The 18,844-nt window shown below is 70.5% G+C and carries 19 protein-coding genes and 1 pseudogene; 10 read left to right on the top strand and 10 right to left on the bottom strand.

The window, feature by feature from the left end; all coding sequences use genetic code 11:
- Positions 1–38: 38 nt before the first annotated feature.
- The 4 genes from ACFY0D_RS18860 to ACFY0D_RS18845 all read right to left on the bottom strand — a co-directional run bounded on the left by ACFY0D_RS18860 (position 39) and on the right by ACFY0D_RS18845 (position 5,105).
- Positions 39–1,448 (bottom strand): AI-2E family transporter, encoded by a 1,410-nt coding sequence (locus ACFY0D_RS18860; protein WP_390799312.1) that lies wholly within the window; start codon positions 1,446–1,448, stop codon positions 39–41.
- A gap of 136 nt (positions 1,449–1,584) precedes the next feature.
- Positions 1,585–2,289: a transglycosylase SLT domain-containing protein gene (locus ACFY0D_RS18855; protein WP_390799311.1), complete on the bottom strand. Its 705-nt coding sequence runs from the start codon at positions 2,287–2,289 to the stop codon at positions 1,585–1,587.
- 414 nt (positions 2,290–2,703) lie between these two features.
- Entirely contained in the window at positions 2,704–4,020 is a 1,317-nt protein-coding gene (locus tag ACFY0D_RS18850; protein WP_030712123.1) for a PhoH family protein, read from the bottom strand.
- 323 nt (positions 4,021–4,343) lie between these two features.
- Positions 4,344–5,105 (bottom strand): isoprenyl transferase, encoded by a 762-nt coding sequence (locus ACFY0D_RS18845; protein ID WP_030385783.1) that lies wholly within the window; start codon positions 5,103–5,105, stop codon positions 4,344–4,346.
- A 129-nt stretch (positions 5,106–5,234) separates the two neighbouring features.
- Between ACFY0D_RS18845 and mgrA the strand changes: the two genes are divergently transcribed.
- On the top strand, positions 5,235–6,272 hold the full coding sequence (gene mgrA / locus ACFY0D_RS18840; RefSeq protein WP_390799310.1) for an L-glyceraldehyde 3-phosphate reductase: 1,038 nt from the start codon (positions 5,235–5,237) through the stop codon (positions 6,270–6,272).
- A gap of 142 nt (positions 6,273–6,414) precedes the next feature.
- Here mgrA and ACFY0D_RS18835 read toward each other — a convergent pair whose 3' ends face one another.
- The gene (locus ACFY0D_RS18835; RefSeq protein ID WP_390799309.1) at positions 6,415–7,155 is read right to left on the bottom strand and encodes a prepilin peptidase; all 741 of its coding nucleotides are present in this window, start codon (positions 7,153–7,155) and stop codon (positions 6,415–6,417) included.
- Between the two features lie 356 nt (positions 7,156–7,511).
- On the opposite strand from ACFY0D_RS18835, the gene ACFY0D_RS18830 reads away from it, so the two are divergent.
- The 3 genes from ACFY0D_RS18830 (at position 7,512) to ACFY0D_RS18820 (ending at position 10,164) form a co-directional block, all read left to right on the top strand.
- Positions 7,512–7,880: a DUF192 domain-containing protein gene (locus ACFY0D_RS18830; RefSeq protein ID WP_390799308.1), complete on the top strand. Its 369-nt coding sequence runs from the start codon at positions 7,512–7,514 to the stop codon at positions 7,878–7,880.
- 59 nt (positions 7,881–7,939) lie between these two features.
- Positions 7,940–8,557, top strand: a complete 618-nt coding sequence (locus ACFY0D_RS18825; RefSeq protein WP_390799307.1) for an SMI1/KNR4 family protein — start codon at positions 7,940–7,942, stop codon at positions 8,555–8,557.
- A gap of 320 nt (positions 8,558–8,877) precedes the next feature.
- Positions 8,878–10,164, top strand: coding sequence for an extracellular solute-binding protein (locus ACFY0D_RS18820; protein WP_390799306.1), 1,287 nt, complete (start codon positions 8,878–8,880; stop codon positions 10,162–10,164).
- A gap of 148 nt (positions 10,165–10,312) precedes the next feature.
- On the opposite strand, the gene ACFY0D_RS18815 is transcribed toward ACFY0D_RS18820, so the two are convergent.
- A complete protein-coding gene (locus ACFY0D_RS18815; RefSeq protein WP_390799305.1) occupies positions 10,313–10,939 on the bottom strand; it encodes a hypothetical protein in 627 nt (208 codons plus the stop codon).
- Between the two features lie 132 nt (positions 10,940–11,071).
- Between ACFY0D_RS18815 and ACFY0D_RS18810 the strand changes: the two genes are divergently transcribed.
- A complete protein-coding gene (locus tag ACFY0D_RS18810; RefSeq protein ID WP_390799304.1) occupies positions 11,072–12,304 on the top strand; it encodes a serine hydrolase domain-containing protein in 1,233 nt (410 codons plus the stop codon).
- Here ACFY0D_RS18810 and ACFY0D_RS18805 read toward each other — a convergent pair.
- Positions 12,295–12,624: a nuclear transport factor 2 family protein gene (locus ACFY0D_RS18805; RefSeq protein ID WP_202199948.1), complete on the bottom strand. Its 330-nt coding sequence runs from the start codon at positions 12,622–12,624 to the stop codon at positions 12,295–12,297. The two genes, ACFY0D_RS18810 and ACFY0D_RS18805, sit on opposite strands and share 10 nt — an antisense overlap.
- Before the next feature lie 103 nt (positions 12,625–12,727).
- On the bottom strand, positions 12,728–13,609 hold the full coding sequence (locus ACFY0D_RS18800) for a polysaccharide deacetylase family protein (RefSeq protein WP_390799303.1): 882 nt from the start codon (positions 13,607–13,609) through the stop codon (positions 12,728–12,730).
- A gap of 273 nt (positions 13,610–13,882) precedes the next feature.
- On the opposite strand from ACFY0D_RS18800, the gene ACFY0D_RS18795 reads away from it, so the two are divergent.
- Positions 13,883–14,251 carry a hypothetical protein gene (locus ACFY0D_RS18795; protein WP_390799302.1) on the top strand — a complete coding sequence of 123 codons (369 nt, stop codon included), beginning with the start codon at positions 13,883–13,885 and terminating at the stop codon, positions 14,249–14,251.
- A 104-nt stretch (positions 14,252–14,355) separates the two neighbouring features.
- Here ACFY0D_RS18795 and ACFY0D_RS18790 read toward each other — a convergent pair whose 3' ends face one another.
- Positions 14,356–15,942, bottom strand: coding sequence for an MDR family MFS transporter (locus ACFY0D_RS18790; RefSeq protein ID WP_390799301.1), 1,587 nt, complete (start codon positions 15,940–15,942; stop codon positions 14,356–14,358).
- A 131-nt stretch (positions 15,943–16,073) separates the two neighbouring features.
- On the opposite strand from ACFY0D_RS18790, the gene ACFY0D_RS18785 reads away from it, so the two are divergent.
- Positions 16,074–16,652 (top strand): helix-turn-helix domain-containing protein, encoded by a 579-nt coding sequence (locus tag ACFY0D_RS18785; RefSeq protein ID WP_351159803.1) that lies wholly within the window; start codon positions 16,074–16,076, stop codon positions 16,650–16,652.
- Positions 16,653–16,707: 55 nt separating this feature from the next.
- Here the strand turns inward: ACFY0D_RS18785 and ACFY0D_RS18780 are convergent, their stop codons facing one another.
- Positions 16,708–17,145, bottom strand: a complete 438-nt coding sequence (locus tag ACFY0D_RS18780; RefSeq protein WP_390799300.1) for a DUF1348 family protein — start codon at positions 17,143–17,145, stop codon at positions 16,708–16,710.
- 107 nt (positions 17,146–17,252) lie between these two features.
- Here ACFY0D_RS18780 and ACFY0D_RS18775 point away from each other — a divergent pair, with 107 nt between their 5' ends.
- From ACFY0D_RS18775 to ACFY0D_RS18765, 3 genes and pseudogenes are all read left to right on the top strand, one after another.
- Positions 17,253–17,780 (top strand): TetR/AcrR family transcriptional regulator, encoded by a 528-nt coding sequence (locus ACFY0D_RS18775; protein WP_390799299.1) that lies wholly within the window; start codon positions 17,253–17,255, stop codon positions 17,778–17,780.
- Between the two features lie 94 nt (positions 17,781–17,874).
- A complete protein-coding gene (locus ACFY0D_RS18770) occupies positions 17,875–18,348 on the top strand; it encodes a carboxymuconolactone decarboxylase family protein (protein WP_390799298.1) in 474 nt (157 codons plus the stop codon).
- 105 nt (positions 18,349–18,453) lie between these two features.
- A pseudogene (locus ACFY0D_RS18765) lies at positions 18,454–18,741 on the top strand (SCO4225 family membrane protein); the annotation flags it as partial.
- Positions 18,742–18,844 lie beyond the last annotated feature (103 nt).

Raw genomic sequence — 18,844 nt, 5'->3', positions numbered from 1 at the left:
AGCCCCGATCGCCGGAATATCTTGTTCCGGGGGGAGGGTCAGGGTGTGACGTGCCCCTCGCGCTCAGGGGTCACGCTCAGGGCGGTCGAACCGTGCGGGGCCGGCCCGATCATTCCGGATCCGAGGTGGTGCTGCTCGCGCGAGTACGCCTTCAGGTAGCCCACCACCGTGTTGGTGACGGCCACCAGCGGCACCGCCACGACCGCTCCGCCGATGCCCGCGATCATGCCGCCGGCGGCCACCGAGAGCACCACCGCGAGCGGGTGCACCCGTACGGCCCGGCCGAGGATGAAGGGCTGGAGCACATGGCCCTCGATCTGCTGCACCGCCAGCACCACCAGCAGCACCATCAGGGCGGTGAACACGCCCTGGGTCACGAGCGCCACGACCACCGCGAGGGCTCCCGACACCACGGCGCCGACCAGCGGGATGAAGGCGAACAGGAAGATGAAGACGGCCAGCGGCACCGCCATCGGCACGTCCAGGAAGTAGATGCCGAGGCCGATGAAGATGGCGTCGATGAGGGCGACGATGACCGTGCCGCGCACGTACGCGGTCAGCGTGCGCCAGGCGCGCGGACCGGCGCCGGCGACACCGGCCCGGGCGGCGGACGGGACCAGGCCCAGCGCCCAGTTCCAGATGCGCTTGCCGTCGTAGAGCAGGAAGAGCGTGGAGAACATCGCGAGCAGGATGCCCGTCAGGACCTCGACGAGCACCGTGACGCCCTGCAGTCCGGCGGAGGTGATCTGCTCGGTGTTGGTGCCGATGGTCTCGCTGAGGTTCTTCGCGATGTCGTTGATCTGCTTCTCGGTCACGTGGAACGGACTGTCCAGTGCCCAGAGCTTGAGCTCGTTGATGCCGTCGCGGACCCGGTCGGAGAGGTCGTCGAGGTTCTCCATGACCTGCCAGACCACGAACCAGCCGACGAGCCCGATGACCACGAAGCCGAGGATCGCCGTGACGGCCGTGGCCAGACCACGCGGCAGGCCCAGTCTGCGCAGGCGGACCACGAACGGCTGGAGCATCGCGGTGACGAGCATGGCGGCGGCGAAGGCGAGGACGACCAGACGGACTTCGCTGATCACCTTCATCAGCACCCAGAGCATCCCGGCGAGCAGCAGCAGCCGCCAGCTGGCCTCGGCGGCGACGCGCATCCCCCAGGGGACGACGCTCGCCGGGTCGGGGCGCACGGGCGCGGCCGGGGCGGCGAGGTGGGGCGCGGGGACCACGGGCGGGTAGGCGGGCGGCGCGGGAACGGTCGTCGCGGCGGCGGACGCGGCGGCGGACACCTCGGAGGCCGCGGCCGCCGTTGCCCGCCCGGGCCCGGCGGGGCCCGGCAGGTCGCCCCTGGTCTCGGCTTCCACCTCGGCGCGCCGCTCGTTGAGCCGCGCCTCCATCCGGTTCAGCTTGTTCCCGAGCCGGCCGAGCCAGCCTTCCCTCTTCGCCATGTCGCTTTCCTTCCCCCGCCCCCGGTCTACGGGCTCACCTCGAAAACCGTACACGCGAGGAGCCCCGCACCGTACGACGGTGCGGGGCTCCCCCGGGGTTGTGCGGTGCTGCGGCGCTCGCGGCGGCGCGGGCCGGCTAGTACCAGCCGTTGGCCTGGTGGAAGCTCCAGGCGCCGCAGGGGCTGCCGTAGCGGTCTTCCATGTAGTTCAGACCCCACTTGATCTGCGTGGCGGGGTTGGTGCGCCAGTCCGCGCCGGCCGAGGCCATCTTCGAACCGGGCAGCGCCTGGACCAGACCGTAGGCTCCCGAGGAGGAGTTGACGGCCTTGTAGTTCCAGGTGGATTCCTGGTTGATGATGTTCGAGAAGCACTGGAACTGCCCGGACGGGACCATCTGCTGGGCGATGGCCTTGACCTGAGCGACCGTGTAGGAGCTCTGGGGGGCGAAGTCCCCGGCGTCGCGGGCGGCGGAGCGGCTGGCGACCTGCTCCTTCTCCTCGCGTTCCTTCTTCAGCTTCGCCTCGGCCTCGGCCTTCTCCTTCTCGGCCTCCGCCTTCTTGGACTTGGCGTCCTCGGCGGCCTGGACGCGCGCGGCCTCCTCGGCGGAACGCTTGGCGTCGGCATCGGCGGCGTGGGCGATGGCATCGGCCTGCTGCGTCAGGGACGCGCTCTGGACCTGTGCCTGGTCGCCGACCGGGATGTCGGCAAGGAGAGTCGCGCCGGACGCGGTCGTCTCGAGATCGTTCGTGGGGTCGCCGGTGGCAACGCCTACGACTGCGCCGACGGTGGTGACCGCGGTGGCCGAAGCCACGGCGAACCCCCGGACCGAGATCCGGCTCACACGGTGTCCTTCCAGCAGCGTCCGCAGTGACCGCGCGGGCGCAAAAGTGCCCTCGACTCTGGCCTCCGTGGTTCTACGGTCACTGGAGGCGCGGGCCCGTGGGCAATCCCCTTGCGGGGGCTGCCGCGTGAAACTCCGGGCGGCATACGGCGATCGGCTGTGGAGTTGTGGTGCTGCGCGTACCTCGCGGGAGATACAGGTGTGCCGTATGCGGGGCCTGACGGAAACCAGACTCTGCCGGAACGCGACGCCGCAAGGCAATTCTCCGTTGCGTGTGAAAGGTCACACCTGGCATGTCGCCGTCGATTTGAGAAAAGACCTGTGCAGCACGACGCCGCCCGGCTAGGCTCTGGGGCCTTTGCCGGGCGGCGCCAACTCACCTTCCCGCTATGGGGTTTTTGACCGATCTGACCCTCAGAGATTCTCCAGCATCTCGGTGACCAGTGCGGCGATCGGGGAGCGCTCCGAGCGCGTCAGCGTGATGTGGGCGAAGAGCGGGTGGCCCTTCAACTTCTCGACCACGGCGACCACTCCGTCGTACCGGCCGACCCGCAGGTTGTCCCGCTGGGCGACATCGTGGGTCAGAACGACCCGCGAATTAGCTCCAATTCGGGACAGAACGGTCAGCAGGACATTGCGCTCCAGCGACTGCGCCTCGTCCACGATCACGAAGGCGTCGTGCAGCGAGCGGCCGCGGATGTGCGTGAGCGGCAGGACCTCCAGCATCCCGCGGTTCAGCACCTCCTCGATGACCTCGCGCCCGGCGACCGCCGAGAGGGTGTCGAACACCGCCTGCGCCCAGGGGCTCATCTTCTCGGAGGCGTCCCCGGGCAGATAGCCGAGATCCTGACCGCCCACCGCGTACAGCGGCCGGAAGACCATCACCTTCTGGTGCTGCCTGCGCTCCAGGACCGCTTCCAGCCCCGCGCAGAGCGCCAGCGCCGACTTTCCGGTGCCGGCCCGGCCGCCCATCGAGATGATCCCGATCTCGGGGTCGAGGAGGAGGTCCAGCGCGATGCGCTGCTCGGCGCTGCGGCCGTGCAGCCCGAAGGCCTCGCGGTCGCCGCGTACGAGCTTCACGTTGCCGTCGGCCGTGACCCGGCCGAGGGCCTTGCCGCGCTCGGACTGCAGGACCAGTCCGGTGTGCACGGGCAGTTCCGCGGCTTCCGGCACGTAGAGGCGGTCCTCCGAGTAGAGGAGGTCCACCTGTTCCCCGGAGAGGGCGAGGTCGCTCATGCCCGTCCAGCCGGCGTCGGTGATCGCGAGTTCCGCGCGGTACTCCTCGGCGATCAGCCCCACGGAGGAGGCCTTGATGCGCAGTGGGAGATCCTTCGAGACCACCGTGACGTCGTAGCCCTCGGCCTGGAGGTTGCGGGCAACCGCGAGGATCCGCGAGTCGTTGTCCCCCAGCCTGAAGCCCGCGGGCAGGACGCTCGTGTCGGAGTGGTTGAGCTCGACGCGCAGGGTGCCGCCCAGATCGCCCAGCGGGATGGGGGCGTCCAGGCGACCGTTGCGAACCCGGAAGTCGTCGAGCAGGCGCAGGGCCTGGCGCGCGAAGTAGCCGAGTTCGGGATGGTGCCTCTTTGCCTCCAGCTCGGTGATCACCACGATCGGGAGCACGACCTCGTGCTCGTCGAAGCGCGAGATCGCATTGGGGTCTGCCAGCAGGACGCTGGTGTCGAGGACGTAGGTCCGCCTGTCTTGCAGGCGGCTCTTTGTGCTGGTCACCACGGAAGGACGTACCCCCTCGGAAGAGGTCGGGCCATGAAGACCGGACCGGTCATCGGCACCCATGCCAGGGCCGATTTCCGGCCCTCCCACTCCGTCCGTGCGAACCGCACGTGCGTCCTGGTGCAAAGGGCCTCCCGGGCGGACGACCCCATGCCGTCCGCTGAGACTCGACACCCGTGGATCGGGCATCGACCTGAAAGGGATATTCCCCGAACAGGCCAGGCCATGCCATGGCATATGACGGACGCTCGGTGAATCCCTGGTGAAGGCTTCGAGGGGAGGGGGCGTCGGGGCGCAGGAGGCAGCACGTCCCCTGCGGTGACTCAGGTGCCGTAGCGCCGGTGACGGGCCGCGTAATCGCGCAGGGCCCGCAGGAAGTCGACCTTGCGGAAGGCCGGCCAGAAGACCTCGCAGAAGTAGTACTCGCTGTGGGCGCTCTGCCACAGCATGAATCCGGACAGCCGCTGCTCGCCGCTGGTGCGGATGACGAGGTCCGGGTCCGGCTGGCCGCGCGTGTAGAGGTGCTCGGCGATGTGGTCGATGTCGAGGATCTCGGCGAGCTCCTCGAAGGAGGTGCCCTTGCGCGCGTGCTCCAGCAGCAGCGAGCGGACCGCGTCGGCGATCTCCTGGCGGCCGCCGTAGCCGACGGCGACGTTGACGAGTATCCCGTCGACGTCGTGGGTGGCCTGCTCGGCCTCCTTGAGCACGGTCTGCGTCCGGGCGGGCAGGATGTCGAGGTTGCCGACGTGGTGGACGCGCCAGCGGCCGTCCGCGGCGAGGCCCCGCACGGTGTTCTCGATGATGTTGAGCAGCGGGCGGAGCTCGACCTCGGGCCGGTCCAGGTTGTCCGTGGAGAGCATCCACAGGGTGACGACCTCGACGTCCGTCTCGGTGCACCAGCCCAGCATCTCGGAGATCTTGTCGGCGCCGGCCTGGTGGCCCTGCTCCGTCGTCCCTCCGGACGCCTTCGCCCAGCGGCGGTTTCCGTCCAGGATGACGCCGATGTGCTTGGGCGCCGCATCATGGTCGAGGCGGCCTTCCACCCGGCGTGCGTAAAGCCTGTACACCAGGTCGCGCAGCTTCACGATCTTCCAGCCCCTCCGTGCCTTGCCCCCGTGCGAAATGCGGTCCCTCCCCCGAGTCCGCCACATTACTGCGCGGTGGGATCGGGTACCCAACTCGGTCTGTCACAAGTCCGTGATAGGGAGGACAACGTGACTGATACCAATCCCTATCGGGCAGAGCCCTCGCGCTACGACTCCATGGAGTACCGGCGCACCGGCCACAGCGGCCTCAAGCTCCCCGCCGTCTCCCTCGGCCTCTGGCACAACTTCGGCGACGACAGGTCCCTGGAGTCCCAGCGGGCGATCCTCCGCCGGGCCTTCGACCTCGGCATCACCCACTTCGATCTGGCGAACAACTACGGCCCGCCGGCCGGCTCGGCCGAGCTGAACTTCGGCAAGATCTTTTCGCAGGACTTCGCGCCCTACCGTGACGAGCTGATCCTTTCGACCAAGGCCGGCTACCTGATGCACCCCGGGCCGTACGGCGAGTGGGGCAGCCGCAAGTACCTGCTCAGCTCGCTCGACGCCTCGCTGAAGCGGATGGGCGTGGACTACGTCGACATCTTCTACTCGCACCGCTTCGACCCGGAGACCCCGCTGGAGGAGACCATGGGCGCCCTCGCGTCCGCGGTCCAGCAGGGCAAGGCGCTGTACGTGGGCGTCTCCTCCTACACGGCGGAGCAGACGGCCGAGGCCGTGCGGATCCTGCGCGGGATGGGCGTGCGCCCGCTCATCCACCAGCCCTCCTACTCCATGATCAACCGCTGGACGGAGGAGGACGCGCTGCTGGACACCCTGGAGGACGCCGGCATGGGCTGCATCTCCTTCGCACCGCTCGCGCAGGGCATGCTGACCGGCAAGTACCTGAAGGGCATCCCGGCGGACTCGCGCGCCGCGCAGGGCAAGTCCCTGAACCCGGACCTGCTCTCGGACGAGGTGCTCCGCCGGCTGACCGGTCTGAACGAGATCGCGGCCCGCCGCGGGCAGTCCCTCGCCCAGCTGGCGCTCAAGTGGGTGCTTCGCGACGACCGGATGACCTCGGCCCTGATCGGTGCGTCGAGCGTGCCGCAGCTGGAGGAGAACGTGGCCGCGCTGGCGTCCGCGCCGCTCGGAGAGGCCGAGTTGAAGGAGATCGACTCCCTCGCCGTCTCCACCCCCGGCACCAACATCTGGGCCCAACGCGGCTGACCTGCGCATTTGCCGCGCAGCACGGTCGAGAAGCCGGAAAACAAAAAACGGGCCGGTCCGTGGGGGGGATACGGACCGGCCCGAGGGGGGGGTTCCACCATAACCCTTCGTAAAGCATGCTGCGTGCATTGGCGCACGATGATTACGCTCCGAAACCACCCAGCAGCACTCCGGTGAGTGCTCCGGCCGCCATGAAGGGGCCGAACGCGTAGCTCTGATTCCGCTCGTCGGGGCGGCGCAGCAGCAGGATCAGCCCGTACAGGGCCCCGTAGAGCAGGCCGAGGAAGGCCCCGGCGGACCATACCCCCCACCCGTACCACCCAAGAGCGACCCCCAGCGAGAGCGCCAGCTTGACGTCGCCGAAGCCCATGCCGGCGGGGTTGATCAGATGGAGCAGCAGGTACGCCGCTCCGAGCGCGCCGCCGCCCAGCAGCGCGAGCCGCCAGTCGCCTCCGGCGCGGGGCAGCGGGGCGGCCACCCCGAGCAGGGCCGCCGCCCCGGCCGCGAGCGGCAGGGTCAGTACGTCGGGCAGCCGGTGCACGGCGCGGTCCACGAGGGCGAGCAGCACGACCACCGGGGCGAGCCCCACGAAGACCGCCACCTCGGGCCGCGCCCCGACGGCCACCCCGAGCACGGCGCAGAATGCCCCGACGAGGGCGGCGAGGGGAGCGGCGCGGCGGCCGTAGGGGTGCGGGGCCGTTCCCGCGTCCGCGGGAACGGGGCAGCGGGCCGGGCCGAGCCAGCCCCGCACCCGGTGCCCCCGGGGGCAGCGGCCGCGCCAGGGCTCCCCCGGCTCGACGGAGAGCCGGTACGCGGCACGCGGCAGCAGCCATCCCGCGGTGGCGCCGTAGCCGGCGGCGAGAACGATCAAGGCGGCACCCATGCGGCGACGGTAGCGCCGACGCGCCCCGCTGCGCGGGGTTTCCGGATCTGTCCTCTCAGCCCGTCCGGCAGGTGAGGACCGGGTCCGGACGGAGCCCGGGGAACGGCGGAAGGGCGGGTAGGGGACGGCTCCGCGCGGCGGCACCCCGAGGGGGTGTCGTGCCGATCAGGGCGGAACAGGGAGCGGCGGCCGGTGCCATGGGGTCTCCCCAGGCCCGCCAGGGCCGGGGGGAAGGCTCGCACGGCGGACGAGGGAGGCGACGCGGAGCGTCGCCGGCCGAGGACAACGCGGCGAGGCGCGGCACCGGCCACCGCGAGCCCGGCCTGACCGGCAGGACACCCCCTAGGCTGGCCGGCATGGCGAACTGGCAGGACGGCCCCGGAACACTGCACGCCGGCACGCACCGCATCCCCCTGGAGGTCGCCGCCTCGTACGGGGCGCGGACCCGCGGGCTGCTCGGGCGGGACGGGATCGACGGCGCGATGCTGCTGACCCCCGCGGCGAGCGTGCACACCTTCCGGATGCGGTTCGCGATCGACGTCGCGTATCTCGACCGCGACCTCGGCGTGCTCGCCGTGGTCACCATGGAGCCGGGCCGGCTCGGGCTGCCGCGACTGCGCTCCCGGCACGTCCTGGAGTCGGCGGCCGGCGCCATGGCGGCCTGGGGTCTGCGAGCCGGAACCCTCATCAAGGTGGACGTACCCGGGCGTCTCACTCGCCGCTAGGCGAGGCCCCTCACTGGCAGTAGGTTGGGGCGGTTGAGCTGGGGCATCAGGGGAGCGGCATGACGGAGAACGCGCGGATCAAGGCGCTGGAGCAGATCATGCCGGCGACGCACGGCGCCGACGAGGACATCGACTGGCCGGCGGTTGAGGCCGTCTGGGGGACCCGGTTCCCGGCCGATTTCGTCGCGTTCATGGGCCGCTTCGGCGCGGGCTCCATCAACGGCGAGGCCAGCATCCTGCTGCCGCTGCCCAAGCCCGGCCTCCAGTGGGACCCGGCCGGGATGGCCGAGGAGACCGACAACGCCCGCCAGACCTGGGAGGCGGAGGGCGGCCGCTCCGCCTTCGACGTGGACCCCGAGTCGATCATCGCCTGGGGCGTCACCGGCGGGTCGGACATCCTGTGCTGGCTCACCTCCGACCCCGACCCGGACCAGTGGCCGGTCCTGGTCTGCGGGCGGCACACCGCCGACTCCTTCGCGGTCTACCCGTACGGCATGGCGGAGTTCCTCTACCGGCTGTGCTCCGACGAGTTCGACGTGAGCCCCGTCAGCATCACCTTCTGGGACGGCGGCCACCTCAGCTTCGTGCACTGGCGCAAGGCCCAGCGGCGCTGGCAGGAGGGCCGCAACCCGGAGACGGGTGAGCCCGACCCGTACGCGGGCGAGTTCGCCGACTAGGTCTCAGCCGTACCCGAGGCGCGCGCAGCGCCCGCAGAGCCCGCAGAGCCCGCAGAGCCGTGAGAACCCGCAGAGCCCGTTCCGAGACCGGAAACGGGCTTTTCGGCATGTCTACGCGCGTCCAGTATTTGGATCACATATCGGAAAACACCACTAGGAAAACCCCCACTTGGAGCATTGACCACAAGTGCGCCCCCAATGGAATCAACCACCCCTCCCTCAGGAGAGAATTCCGGCCAACGGGCCATCGAGGGACACCCCAGCCCGGAGCAACTCATAAGTAATAACGGGATCCAAAAGAAAATCAGGGGAATACACCCGTGCGACGAAGAATTTCCGGCACGACCGCCACCACGGCCGTGCTCGGTCTGCTGATACCACTGGCCGGATGCGGTGGGTCCGGAGACGATGCAGGTGACAGCGGTACGCTGCATCTGGTCGCCGCCGAATACGGCGACAGCCCGGCCACCAGTTCCAAGCCCTACTGGGAGAAGATGGCGGCCGATTTCAACGAGGCGAACCCCGGAATCAAGCTCGACGTCAAGCTCCTGCCGTGGGCCGACATCGACCGCGAGGTCTCCCGTATGGTCAAGGCCGGCAAGGCGCCGGATGTGGCGCTGATGGGGTCTTACTCGGACTTCGCGGCCCAGGGGAAGCTGTATCCCGCGGACGAACTCCTCTCGGTCACCGCCGAGGCGAATTTCCTCCAGCCGCTCGCCGACGCGGGCTCCGTCGGCAACACCCTCTACGGCCTGCCCTTCGTGGCGAGCAGCCGTCTCCTCTTCTACAACGAGGCGCTCTTCGCCAAGGCCGGCATCAAGGAGCCCCCCAAGACCTGGTCCGACCTCAAGGCCGACGCCAAGGCGCTCAAGGACAAGGGAGTGAAGTACCCCTACGCCCTGCCGCTCGGCCCGGAGGAGGCGCACGCCGAGGCGCTGATCTGGGAGCTCAGCAACGGCGGCGGCTACGCCGACAGCAGCGGCAACTACAGCCTGGCCTCCGAGCAGAACATCGCGACCTGGGCCTGGGTCAAGCAGGAGATGGTCGCTCCCGGGCTCACCGGCCCGACCCCGCCGTCCCAGCTGAACCGCGCCGACGCCTTCGCGGCCTTCCTGCGCGGCGAGGTCGGCATGGTCAACGGGTATCCCTCGCTCGCCCACGAGGCGCGCACCAAGGGCATCGGTGTCTCGACCACCTCGATGCCCGTCTCGGACAACCTCGGCACCGGGGTGCCGCCGCCCACCGTCGGTGTCGCCGACTGGATGATGGCCTTCAAGCAGAACGGCAAGCGCGCGGAGATCGGCAAGTTCCTGGAGTTCATCTACCAGGACAAGAACCTGTCGGACTTCGCGGACCGGTACCACCTGCTGCCGTCCACCGTCACGGCCTCGCGCACCCCGGCCGGGGGCGGCCTGGACAAGAACGACACGCAGTTCCTGAACGCGCTGCGCGGCGCCCAGCTCTACCCGGTCAACGACCCGGCCTGGCTGACGGTCAGCGACACCATCAAGCGCAACATCGGACGCGCCGTGGAACCGGCCGGCAGCCCGAAGGGCGTGCTGGAGGACATCGCCGGACAGGCCGCCCAGGCCTCCAAGAAGCACTGAGAAGTTCCTCGACACGGGACCTTCGACCCATGCCGCAGACCACCCCGTGCGGCACCATGGCCACTACGGCACTTGATCCAAGGCCTCGGCCCAGTCGCCCGACGAGCACCCACAAGGTGCACGGGGCGGCCGGCCTCCACCCGGACCCTCAGCGCTGCTGCCCGTGGTCCGCGGCGAACGCCGTCCGGTACTGCTCGCAGCCGGAGTTCCAGCGCAGCGTCCCCGCCAGCGTTCCGTAGCCCGAGCGCGTGACCGACCACTCCACCGTGTACTCCCCGGTGTCGCACGCGATCCGCTTGTCGCCCGCGACCTTCTCCCGCCCGGTCGGCGGCTTCCCGGTCAGCTCCTTGCGCACTTCCGCGACCTTGGCCCGGTCGGCGGAGCGCAGTACGGCGTGCACGACGATCGGGTGCTCGCCCTCCTTCACCGTCACCGCCTTCTTCACCACCGTCGAATCCGACACCGACCAGGCGAACTCGTACCCGGGCAGCCACGCCAGGGTCTTGGGGTCGGCGACCTTGCGCTCGTAGTCCGGCGCGCCCGAGGAGCCGGGGCGGGTGACCGTCCTGTACTGAACCCCGGGATGGAAGCGGAACTGCGCCTCCACCTTGTGCATCTCGTCCTTGGTCCACATCGACTTCATGGTCTTCTCGCCGCCTGCCGGGTCCTGGAGGTACGCCGTTCCCTCCGCGGCGGTGGCGGCCTGGCCCAGGAGGGGCGCGAGGGCCGCGGAGGCGGTGGCGAGGGCGAGAGCGGCGATGCGGGTGCGCTTCATGCCCGGACCAACGGGGCCCTCCGGCGGGCCGGAACGACGCCGGGCGCGCTTTCACCCGTACGGGAGTGCCCGGTTCCGGTCGCCGCGGAATACCCGGTGATCAACTCCCGTTCCGGGTCAGGAGATATGACGATGCGACGATCGACGGGGGATCCGGTGGGCGAGTACGCGAGCGGCGGCGTGGGCGGTGGCGTGTGCGGTGGCGTGGGCGGCACGGTGGTGGCGGGCTGGGAGCCGGTGCGGGAGGAGTTCGCGGCCTTCGTGGCGGCCGAGCCGCACTCCCCCGAGGCCCAGCTCGTGGTGCACCACCGGGGCCGGCGCGTGGTCGACCTGTGGGCGGGCGAGGACACCGACGGGGACACCGTCAGCGGGGTCTTCTCCATCACCAAGGGCGCGGCGCACCTGGTGGTGGCGCTGCTCGTGCAGGACGGCGTACTGGACCTGGAGCGCCTGGTGTCCTCGTACTGGCCGGAGTTCACCGGGGACGGCAAGGAGCGGCTGACGCTGCGCCAGCTGCTGGCCCACCGGTCGGGGCTGATCGGCACGGACGAGGGCTTCGACTACGACGAGATCGCGGACGACGCGCTGATCGCGGCCCGGCTGGCCGCGCAGAAGCCGTTCTGGGTGCCGGGCGAGGCCTACGGCTACCACGCCTTCGTGATCGGCGCGCTGACCGGCGAGGTGGTCCGGCGGGCGACCGGCAGGTCGATCCAGGAGCTGTACGAGGAGCGCGTGCGCGCCCCGTACGGGCTGGACCTCTACATGGGCCTGCCGGCCTCCCAGGAGGGCCGGTGGAAGCCGGTGCTGGAGATGCTGCCGACGCCCGGGCAGCGGGCGGCGCGGGAGGCGGCCGGGCCGCCGCCGAGGCTGCTGGCGGTCGCCTTCAACGCGCACCGCGAGCCGCCGATGGACCCGGTCGCCCACGCCAACCACCCGAAGACCCGGGCGCTCGGCCCGGCCTCGGCGGGAGGCGTCGGCTCGGCGCGCGGGGTCGCGGGCCTGTACGCGGCGGCCATCGGCGTGGTGGACGGCCGGGCTCCGCTGCTGGCGCCGGACACGGCCGCCGAGTTCGCGCGGCTGCACACACCGGGCCAGGACGCGGTGACCGCGGAGCCGGACCACTTCGGGCTCGGCTTCGCGCAGCAGCCCGCGGTGGGCCCCGGGGCCTTCGGACACTCCGGCGCCGCGGGCGCCCAGGGCTTCGCCGATCCGGTCACGGGGATCGCGTACGGCTACACGCGCCGCCGCTACGCCTTCCCGGGCGGGCGCGCCCCGGAGAACGACCGCCTGACGGCGGCGGTGCTGGGCGTGGCGCGGGAACTGAAGCCCGCCCGGGAAGCCGCCAAGGGGTCCGTTCAGGCCTGACCGGTCTCGAAGCGGCTGATCCGGCCGCCGCCGGGGGCGATCACGAAGCGCCAGGTGGTGCGCATCTCGCCCCAGGTGTCGTTGCGGTAGGTGACGAGGAGGGTGCGGCCGCCGTCGGACTCGGACTGGACGTCCATGTGGCCGCCCGAGTCGAAGATCTCGCGGTCGATCCAGTCGTGCAGATCGCGGTCGGAGCCGTCGTCGGACATGGTCGCGTCGGCGGTCAGGACCGCGAGGAAGGCGTCCTTGTCGTGTGCGTTGACGGCGGCGACGAGGGCGCCGACCACCGGGTCGGACAGTCTGGCGGGGGCGATGGCCACAGGAGCCTCCTGGTCGGGCGTACGTTCGTCCGTGCCCGACCAGGGAACAACGCGGGCGGGTCCGCGTCGTCGACCGTCACCCGTTCGCGCGGCGGACGGCGTGTCAGGAGGCGCCGGGCGCGCCGGGCGCGTTGGGGGCGCCTGCGGGGGCGGGGGTGTCCGGGGCGGTGCGGACGGGGAACCCGGTGGGCCGGCCCTGCTCCTTCAGCCAGGTCAGCACCTGGTCGAGGGCGTCGACGGTCTGGGCGCGGTTGCCGCCGCCGTCGTGGAAGAGCACCGTCGGACCGTTGCCGATCTCGCGTTTGACGGCGCTCACGATGGCGGCCGTACCCGGCTTGTCGAAGTCCTTGGTGTCGACGTTCCAGCCGAGCGGCCGCATGCCGTGCGCGGCGGCGATGCGCCGGCTGTCGGGGGTGAACGCGCCGCCGGGGGCCCGGTAGTACTCGACCTTCGCGCCGCTGCCCGCGGCTTCCTCGATCAGCTTCTTCGCCTCCAGGATCTGCTGCTCCTGGTAGGCGACGGACTTCTTGTCCATGGCCGTGTCGTGGCTCATGGTGTGGTCGCAGAGCCGGTGTCCGGCCGCGACCACCCTCTTCACCAGGTCGGGGTGGGCCTTGGCCTGCGGCCCGACCATGCAGAAGGTCGCCTTGACGTCGTGCTGCCGGAGTACGTCCAGCACCTTCGGGGTCCAGCGGGGGTCCGGGCCGTCGTCGATGGTGATGTTGACGGCGTTGCCGCCGCTCTCGGACGCGTGGGCTATGCCCTCGGGTATCCCCTGCGGCTGCTGCCCGGGCCGGCCGTCGTCGCCACGGCCGGAGTTGTCACCGGCGCCGGGCCGGGCCACGTTCTGCTGGGAGGCGGCGGTTCCGTCCGGTCCGACCAGGGCCGCCACGCCCCACACGGTCGCCGCCACGGCGGCGGCCGAAGCCACGACGGCGGCACCGGCCCGGACGCCCTTCTTGTTCGCGCGCGCCAAGAAACTCATGAACTGTCCCCTCCCCATCCGCTTTGTGAGCGTTCTGTGGATCAGGACGTTCACCGCCGCCGAGGAGTTCCAGCCAAATAGCCCATAAATTCCCTGTTATGGGACGGTTGGGACCGATGGGACTTTAGTCCTCCATGGAGTTGCATACCTGCCCGCGCGAACCCGCCCGAAACGGGCCGATCCCCGGACTCCGCGCCGCCGGGCGCCAAGTCCCGTCACAGCGAAGGTGGTTCACCGGCACGCGGGACGGCGGGCCGGACGAAAACGGGGCGCATGCATGACGGACCCGACTGGCCTCGGGACAAACTGGCCACGCTCCGCCTGGGCCGCAGACTGGTGACGGAAGTCCCTGCCTCCCGCCCCGAGCGGCGGGCGTTCGTGGACATCGCCCCCGCCCGGAGCCGGGCCGACCACCGGGCGCGGGACGAGGGCTGGGTGCGCGGCGACCCGGACCGCCGCTTCCGCCTGGAGCACTGGGAGTACGACGGCGATCGCCTCGACGGCTTCGACCACGACATCGGCGCGGTCCTCGTCGCGTCCGCGGACGCGGCGGACGAGGCCGGTCTGCTCGTCGTGCTCGCCGCGTGGGGCCTGCGACCCGGCGCCTTCACCTACCCCTGGGAGACGGACGACCCCCGGTAGCCGGGCCCGGACAGGCCGGGAGGCGGCACCCCCGGTCGTCCCGGTGGTGCCGCCTCCCTGGCGGCGCTGATGCCGGCGCTGATGCCGGTGCGGTGCGTACCCGGTCAGTGCGCGAGCGACTCCTGCGCGGCCGGGGCCGCCTTGTCGTCGTCCGCGGTGGCGGGCGGGGCAGCCGGGCCCGCACCGCGGAGGGGGACCTCCTTGACGAACCAGGCCGCCGCGAAGCCCAGTACGGCGATGGCCGCGCCGAGCAGGAACGCGGAGTGCGTACCGGCGGCCACCGCGTGCTGATAGGCGTCGCGTACCGCTTCGGGTAGCTTGGCCAGGCTCGCGGCGTCCAGCTGGGCGGAGCCCGCGGCTGCGGCGGCCTCCGGGCCCAGGCGCTCGGCCATGGTGTCCGTGACCCGGGTGGTGAAGAGGGATCCCATCAGGGCCACGCCGAAGGAACCGCCGAGCGTACGGAAGAGGGTCGCCGAGGAGGAGGCGACGCCCATGTCCTTCATCTCGACGCTGTTCTGCGCGACCAGCATGGTGATCTGCATCAGGAAGCCGAGACCGGCGCCGAGGACGGCCATGTAGAGGCCCGACACGAGGCGGGTGGTGCCGGTGTCCATGGTCGCGAGCAGGAACATCCCGACGACCATGAGCGCGCCGCCGGCGATCGGGAAGATCTTGTACTTGCCGCTGCTGGTGGTGACGCGGCCCGCGATCAGCGAGACGACCATCATCGAGAGCAGCATGGGCAGGAGCAGCAGGCCCGAGTTGGTGGCGGAGGCGCCCTGCACCGACTGCTGGAACAGCGGGAGGTAGAGCACGCCGCCGAACATCGCGAAGCCGACGAGGAAGCCGATCACCGACATGAGGGTGAAGTTGCGGCTGCGGAAGATGTGCAGCGGCATGACCGGCTCGGCGGCCTTGGTCTCCGCGTAGAGGAACGCGGCGGTCGACAGGACGCCGACCACGATGAGGGCGAGGATCTCGACGGAGCCCCACGCGTACTCGGTGCCGCCCCAAGTCGTCACGAGGACGGTGGAGGTGATGGCGACGGTCAGCAGCGCGGCGCCGAGGTAGTCGATCTTGCCCTGCGAACGCTTCTTGGGCAGGTGCAGCACGGCGGTGACCATGGCCAGCGCGACCGCGCCGAGCGGCAGGTTGATGTAGAAGGACCAGCGCCAGCCCCAGTGGTCGGTGATGGTGCCGCCGACCAGCGGGCCGCCGATCATGGCGAGGGCCATCACGCCGGCCATCATGCCCTGGTACTTGCCGCGCTCACGGGGCGGGATCAAGTCGCCGATGATCGCCATGACGCCGACCATCAGACCACCGGCACCGAGGCCCTGGATCGCGCGGAAGCCGATCAGCTGGCCCATGTCCTGGGCCATGCCGCTGAGCACGGAGCCGATCAGGAAGATGACGATCGAGGTGAGGAAGGCACCCTTCCGCCCGTACATGTCGCCGATCTTGCCCCAGATGGGAGTGGAGGCCGCGGTGGCCAGCGTGTAGGCGGTGACCACCCATGACAGGTGCTCCAGGCCGCCGAGCTCGCCGACGATCGTCGGCATCGCGGTGCCGATGATCATGTTGTCGAGCATCGCCAGCAGCATCGCGATCATGAGTGCCATGAGGACGACCCGTACGCTGCGCGGCTTCACCTCCTCCGAAGTCCCCGCAGGCTTGACTTTGTCCACCATGTCCACTCCCCTGGCCCTACCGCTCGCACTACGACCCGCACCGGCACTTACTTGCCGCCCGGCTAGTTCACTACAATGGGGACGGTAGACCCGCAACTAGCCGGGCGTCAAGTAAGTAATTGGGGAGAGCCATGTCCAGCAGCAGTCCGCAGCGACGCCGTGGCGACACGCGTCAGCGCATCCAGGACGTCGCACTGGAGCTCTTCGCCGAGCAGGGGTACGAGAAGACGTCGCTGCGCGAGATCGCGGAGCGGCTGGAGGTCACGAAGGCGGCGCTGTACTACCACTTCAAGACCAAGGAAGACATCATCATCAGCATCTTCGAGGACCTGACGCGGCCCATCGACGAGCTGATCACGTGGGCCGAGGGCCAGCCGCGCACCCTGGAGACCAAGCGCGAGGTGCTGCGCCGCTACAGCGAGGCGATGGCGGGCGGCGCCGTGCTGTACCGCTTCATGCAGGAGAACCAGGCGACGACGCGCGAGCTCACCATCGGCGAGACGGTCAAGAAACGCCTCTTCACGCTGGTGGAACTGCTCCGCACGCAGGACGGCCCGCTGACGGACCAGGTCCGCTGCGTCAGCGCGCTGTTCACGCTGCACGCCGGGATGATGTTCCTCCAGCACGTCGAGGGCAACCCGGAGGAGACCCGCCTGGCGGCACTGGAGGTCGCGACGGACCTCATCACCCAGGCCCACCACGAGGCGTAGGGCCTTGGCCTGACAAGGAGGGCGAGGGCGACCGGGCCGGACCCCTGCATCACCGTCACCTCCCCGTGCCACTTCCCGAAGCGGCAGGGAGGCGGCGGTCCTCGGCGGCGATCGGGACGTCGTTGATGCTCGCCTCGCGCCGCCTCATCAGGCCGTCGTCGTCGAACTCCCACTGCTCGTTGCCGTGGCTGCGGAACCACTGGCCGGCGGCGTCGTGCCACTCGTACTCGAAGCGGACGGAGATGCGGTTGCCGGTGAAGGCCCACAGCTCCTTGCGGAGCCGGTAGTCGAGCTCGCGCTCCCACTTGTCGGCGAGGAATGCGCGGATCTCGGCGCGGCCGGTGAGGAAGCGGTCGCGGTTGCGCCAGACCGAGTCCTCCGTATAGGCGAGGGCGACGCGCTCGGGGTCGCGGCTGTTCCAGGCGTCCTCGGCGGCCTGGACCTTCGCGCGGGCGGACTCTTCGGTGAAGGGCGGCAGGGGCGGACGTGTCACGACGGATCCTCCGGAGGGGAGAAGGGTGAGAACGGACGTTCTCCTCGCCACTCACCGTACGAGAACGAGCGTTCTCACCGCAAGGGGAAACGGGCTACCCTGCCCTCATGGACGATGAAGAGGCACGGACCCGACTGCTGGACGCGGCGGAGGAGCTGTTCTACCGGCACGGCATCCAGGCCGTCGGCATGGACCGCATCCGCACCGCCTCCGGGGTCCCCCTCAAGCGCCTCTACCGCGTTTTCCCGGCGAAGGAGTCCCTGGTCACGGCCTACCTGGAACGCCGCGACCGGCGCTGGCTGGACTCCCTGCGCACCGCGGCCCTCGCCCCGGCGCAGCCGCGTGCGCGCGTGCTCGCGGTCTTCGACTGGCTGGCGGACTGGTTCACCGAGCCCGACTTCCGGGGCTGCGCGTTCCTCAACGCGTACGGGGAACTGGGGGCGGCGGCCCCGGAGATCATCCGCACCCACAAGGCGGAACTCCACGCCCTGCTGACCGACCTGACCGCCGATCCCGCCCTCGCCGACCGGCTCCTGATCCTGACCGAAGGGGCGACGGCGGTGGCCGCCCTCACCCCCGGCCCGGAGCCGGCCCACCGGGCCCGGGAGATCGCGGAGCTCCTCCTGGATGTGTGATACAGGTCACACCATCGTGTCCCGTGGGGCTGTCACATCCGGGCCGCGCATTCCGTCAAAGCTGTGTAACCGTCGACATGGCAAGGAGATCACGATGGAAGCGCGTCTCAACCTCTTCGGCAACGCGGTCGCGACCAAGTTCGCCCGGTACATCAACTCCGCGGGCAAGGTCATCTCGGACTCGACCCTGCCGCACGCCACACAGGAGCTCGTGAAGCTCCGCGCCAGCCAGATCAACGGCTGCGGATTCTGCACCGACATGCACTTCAAGGACGCCTCGCACGCCGGCGAGGATCCGCTGCGGCTGAACCTGGTCGCGGCCTGGCGCGAAGCGAAGGCGTTCACCGACGCCGAGCGTGCGGCCCTGGAACTGACCGAGCAGGGCACCCGCATCGCCGACGCGGCCGGCGGCGTCACGGACGAGGCGTGGGCCGACGCCGCCAAGCACTACGACGAGGACCAGCTGGCCGCGCTGGTCACCCTCATCGCCCTGATCAACGCGTACAACCGGATGAACGTGATCGTCCAGCAGCCGGCGGGCGACTACCAGCCGGGCCAGTTCGGCTGATGCGCACGGGTCCGGCCCCCACAGGGGAGGGGCCGGACCTCACGCACCGCACTGTGCACATCCTGGGTACGGGCACTCACGACAAGACCCCGGGCGCTCCCGACCATGGAGGGAGTCCACACACCCCGGGGGGAACCCGATGACCGCTCGTGCTTTGGTGATCTACCTGGTCTCGTCGGCGTCGCCGTGGCCATCGCGACGGCCGTCACGCTGTTCGCGTCGGACCCTGGCCTCGTACGGGTACTGCCCGCCCTGTGCGCGTTCCCGCTGTCCCTCTTGGCGGGACTGGCCCATGACATGGCCCCCGGGGACGGCCGGCCCGGGACATGGCCCTTCGTCACCGAGCTCGTCCTGTGCGTACTGGCCCAGTCGCTCGCCCTCGGAACGATCGTGGAAGCCTCCCGCCGCCGCCTCCACCGCCGGCCTCCTGCGTGCCAGCCTCCCTCGCGATGCTCGTCGGGCTCAGCACCGGCTGCCGGACCGGGCCGGAGGAACC

The sequence above is a fragment of the Streptomyces sp. NPDC001502 genome, from assembly GCF_042894785.1.
Lineage (GTDB): Bacteria > Actinomycetota > Actinomycetes > Streptomycetales > Streptomycetaceae > Streptomyces > Streptomyces kutzneri.
Note: the sequence above shows the minus strand (reverse complement) of the source record. Positions and strands in the feature narration are given on the sequence as shown.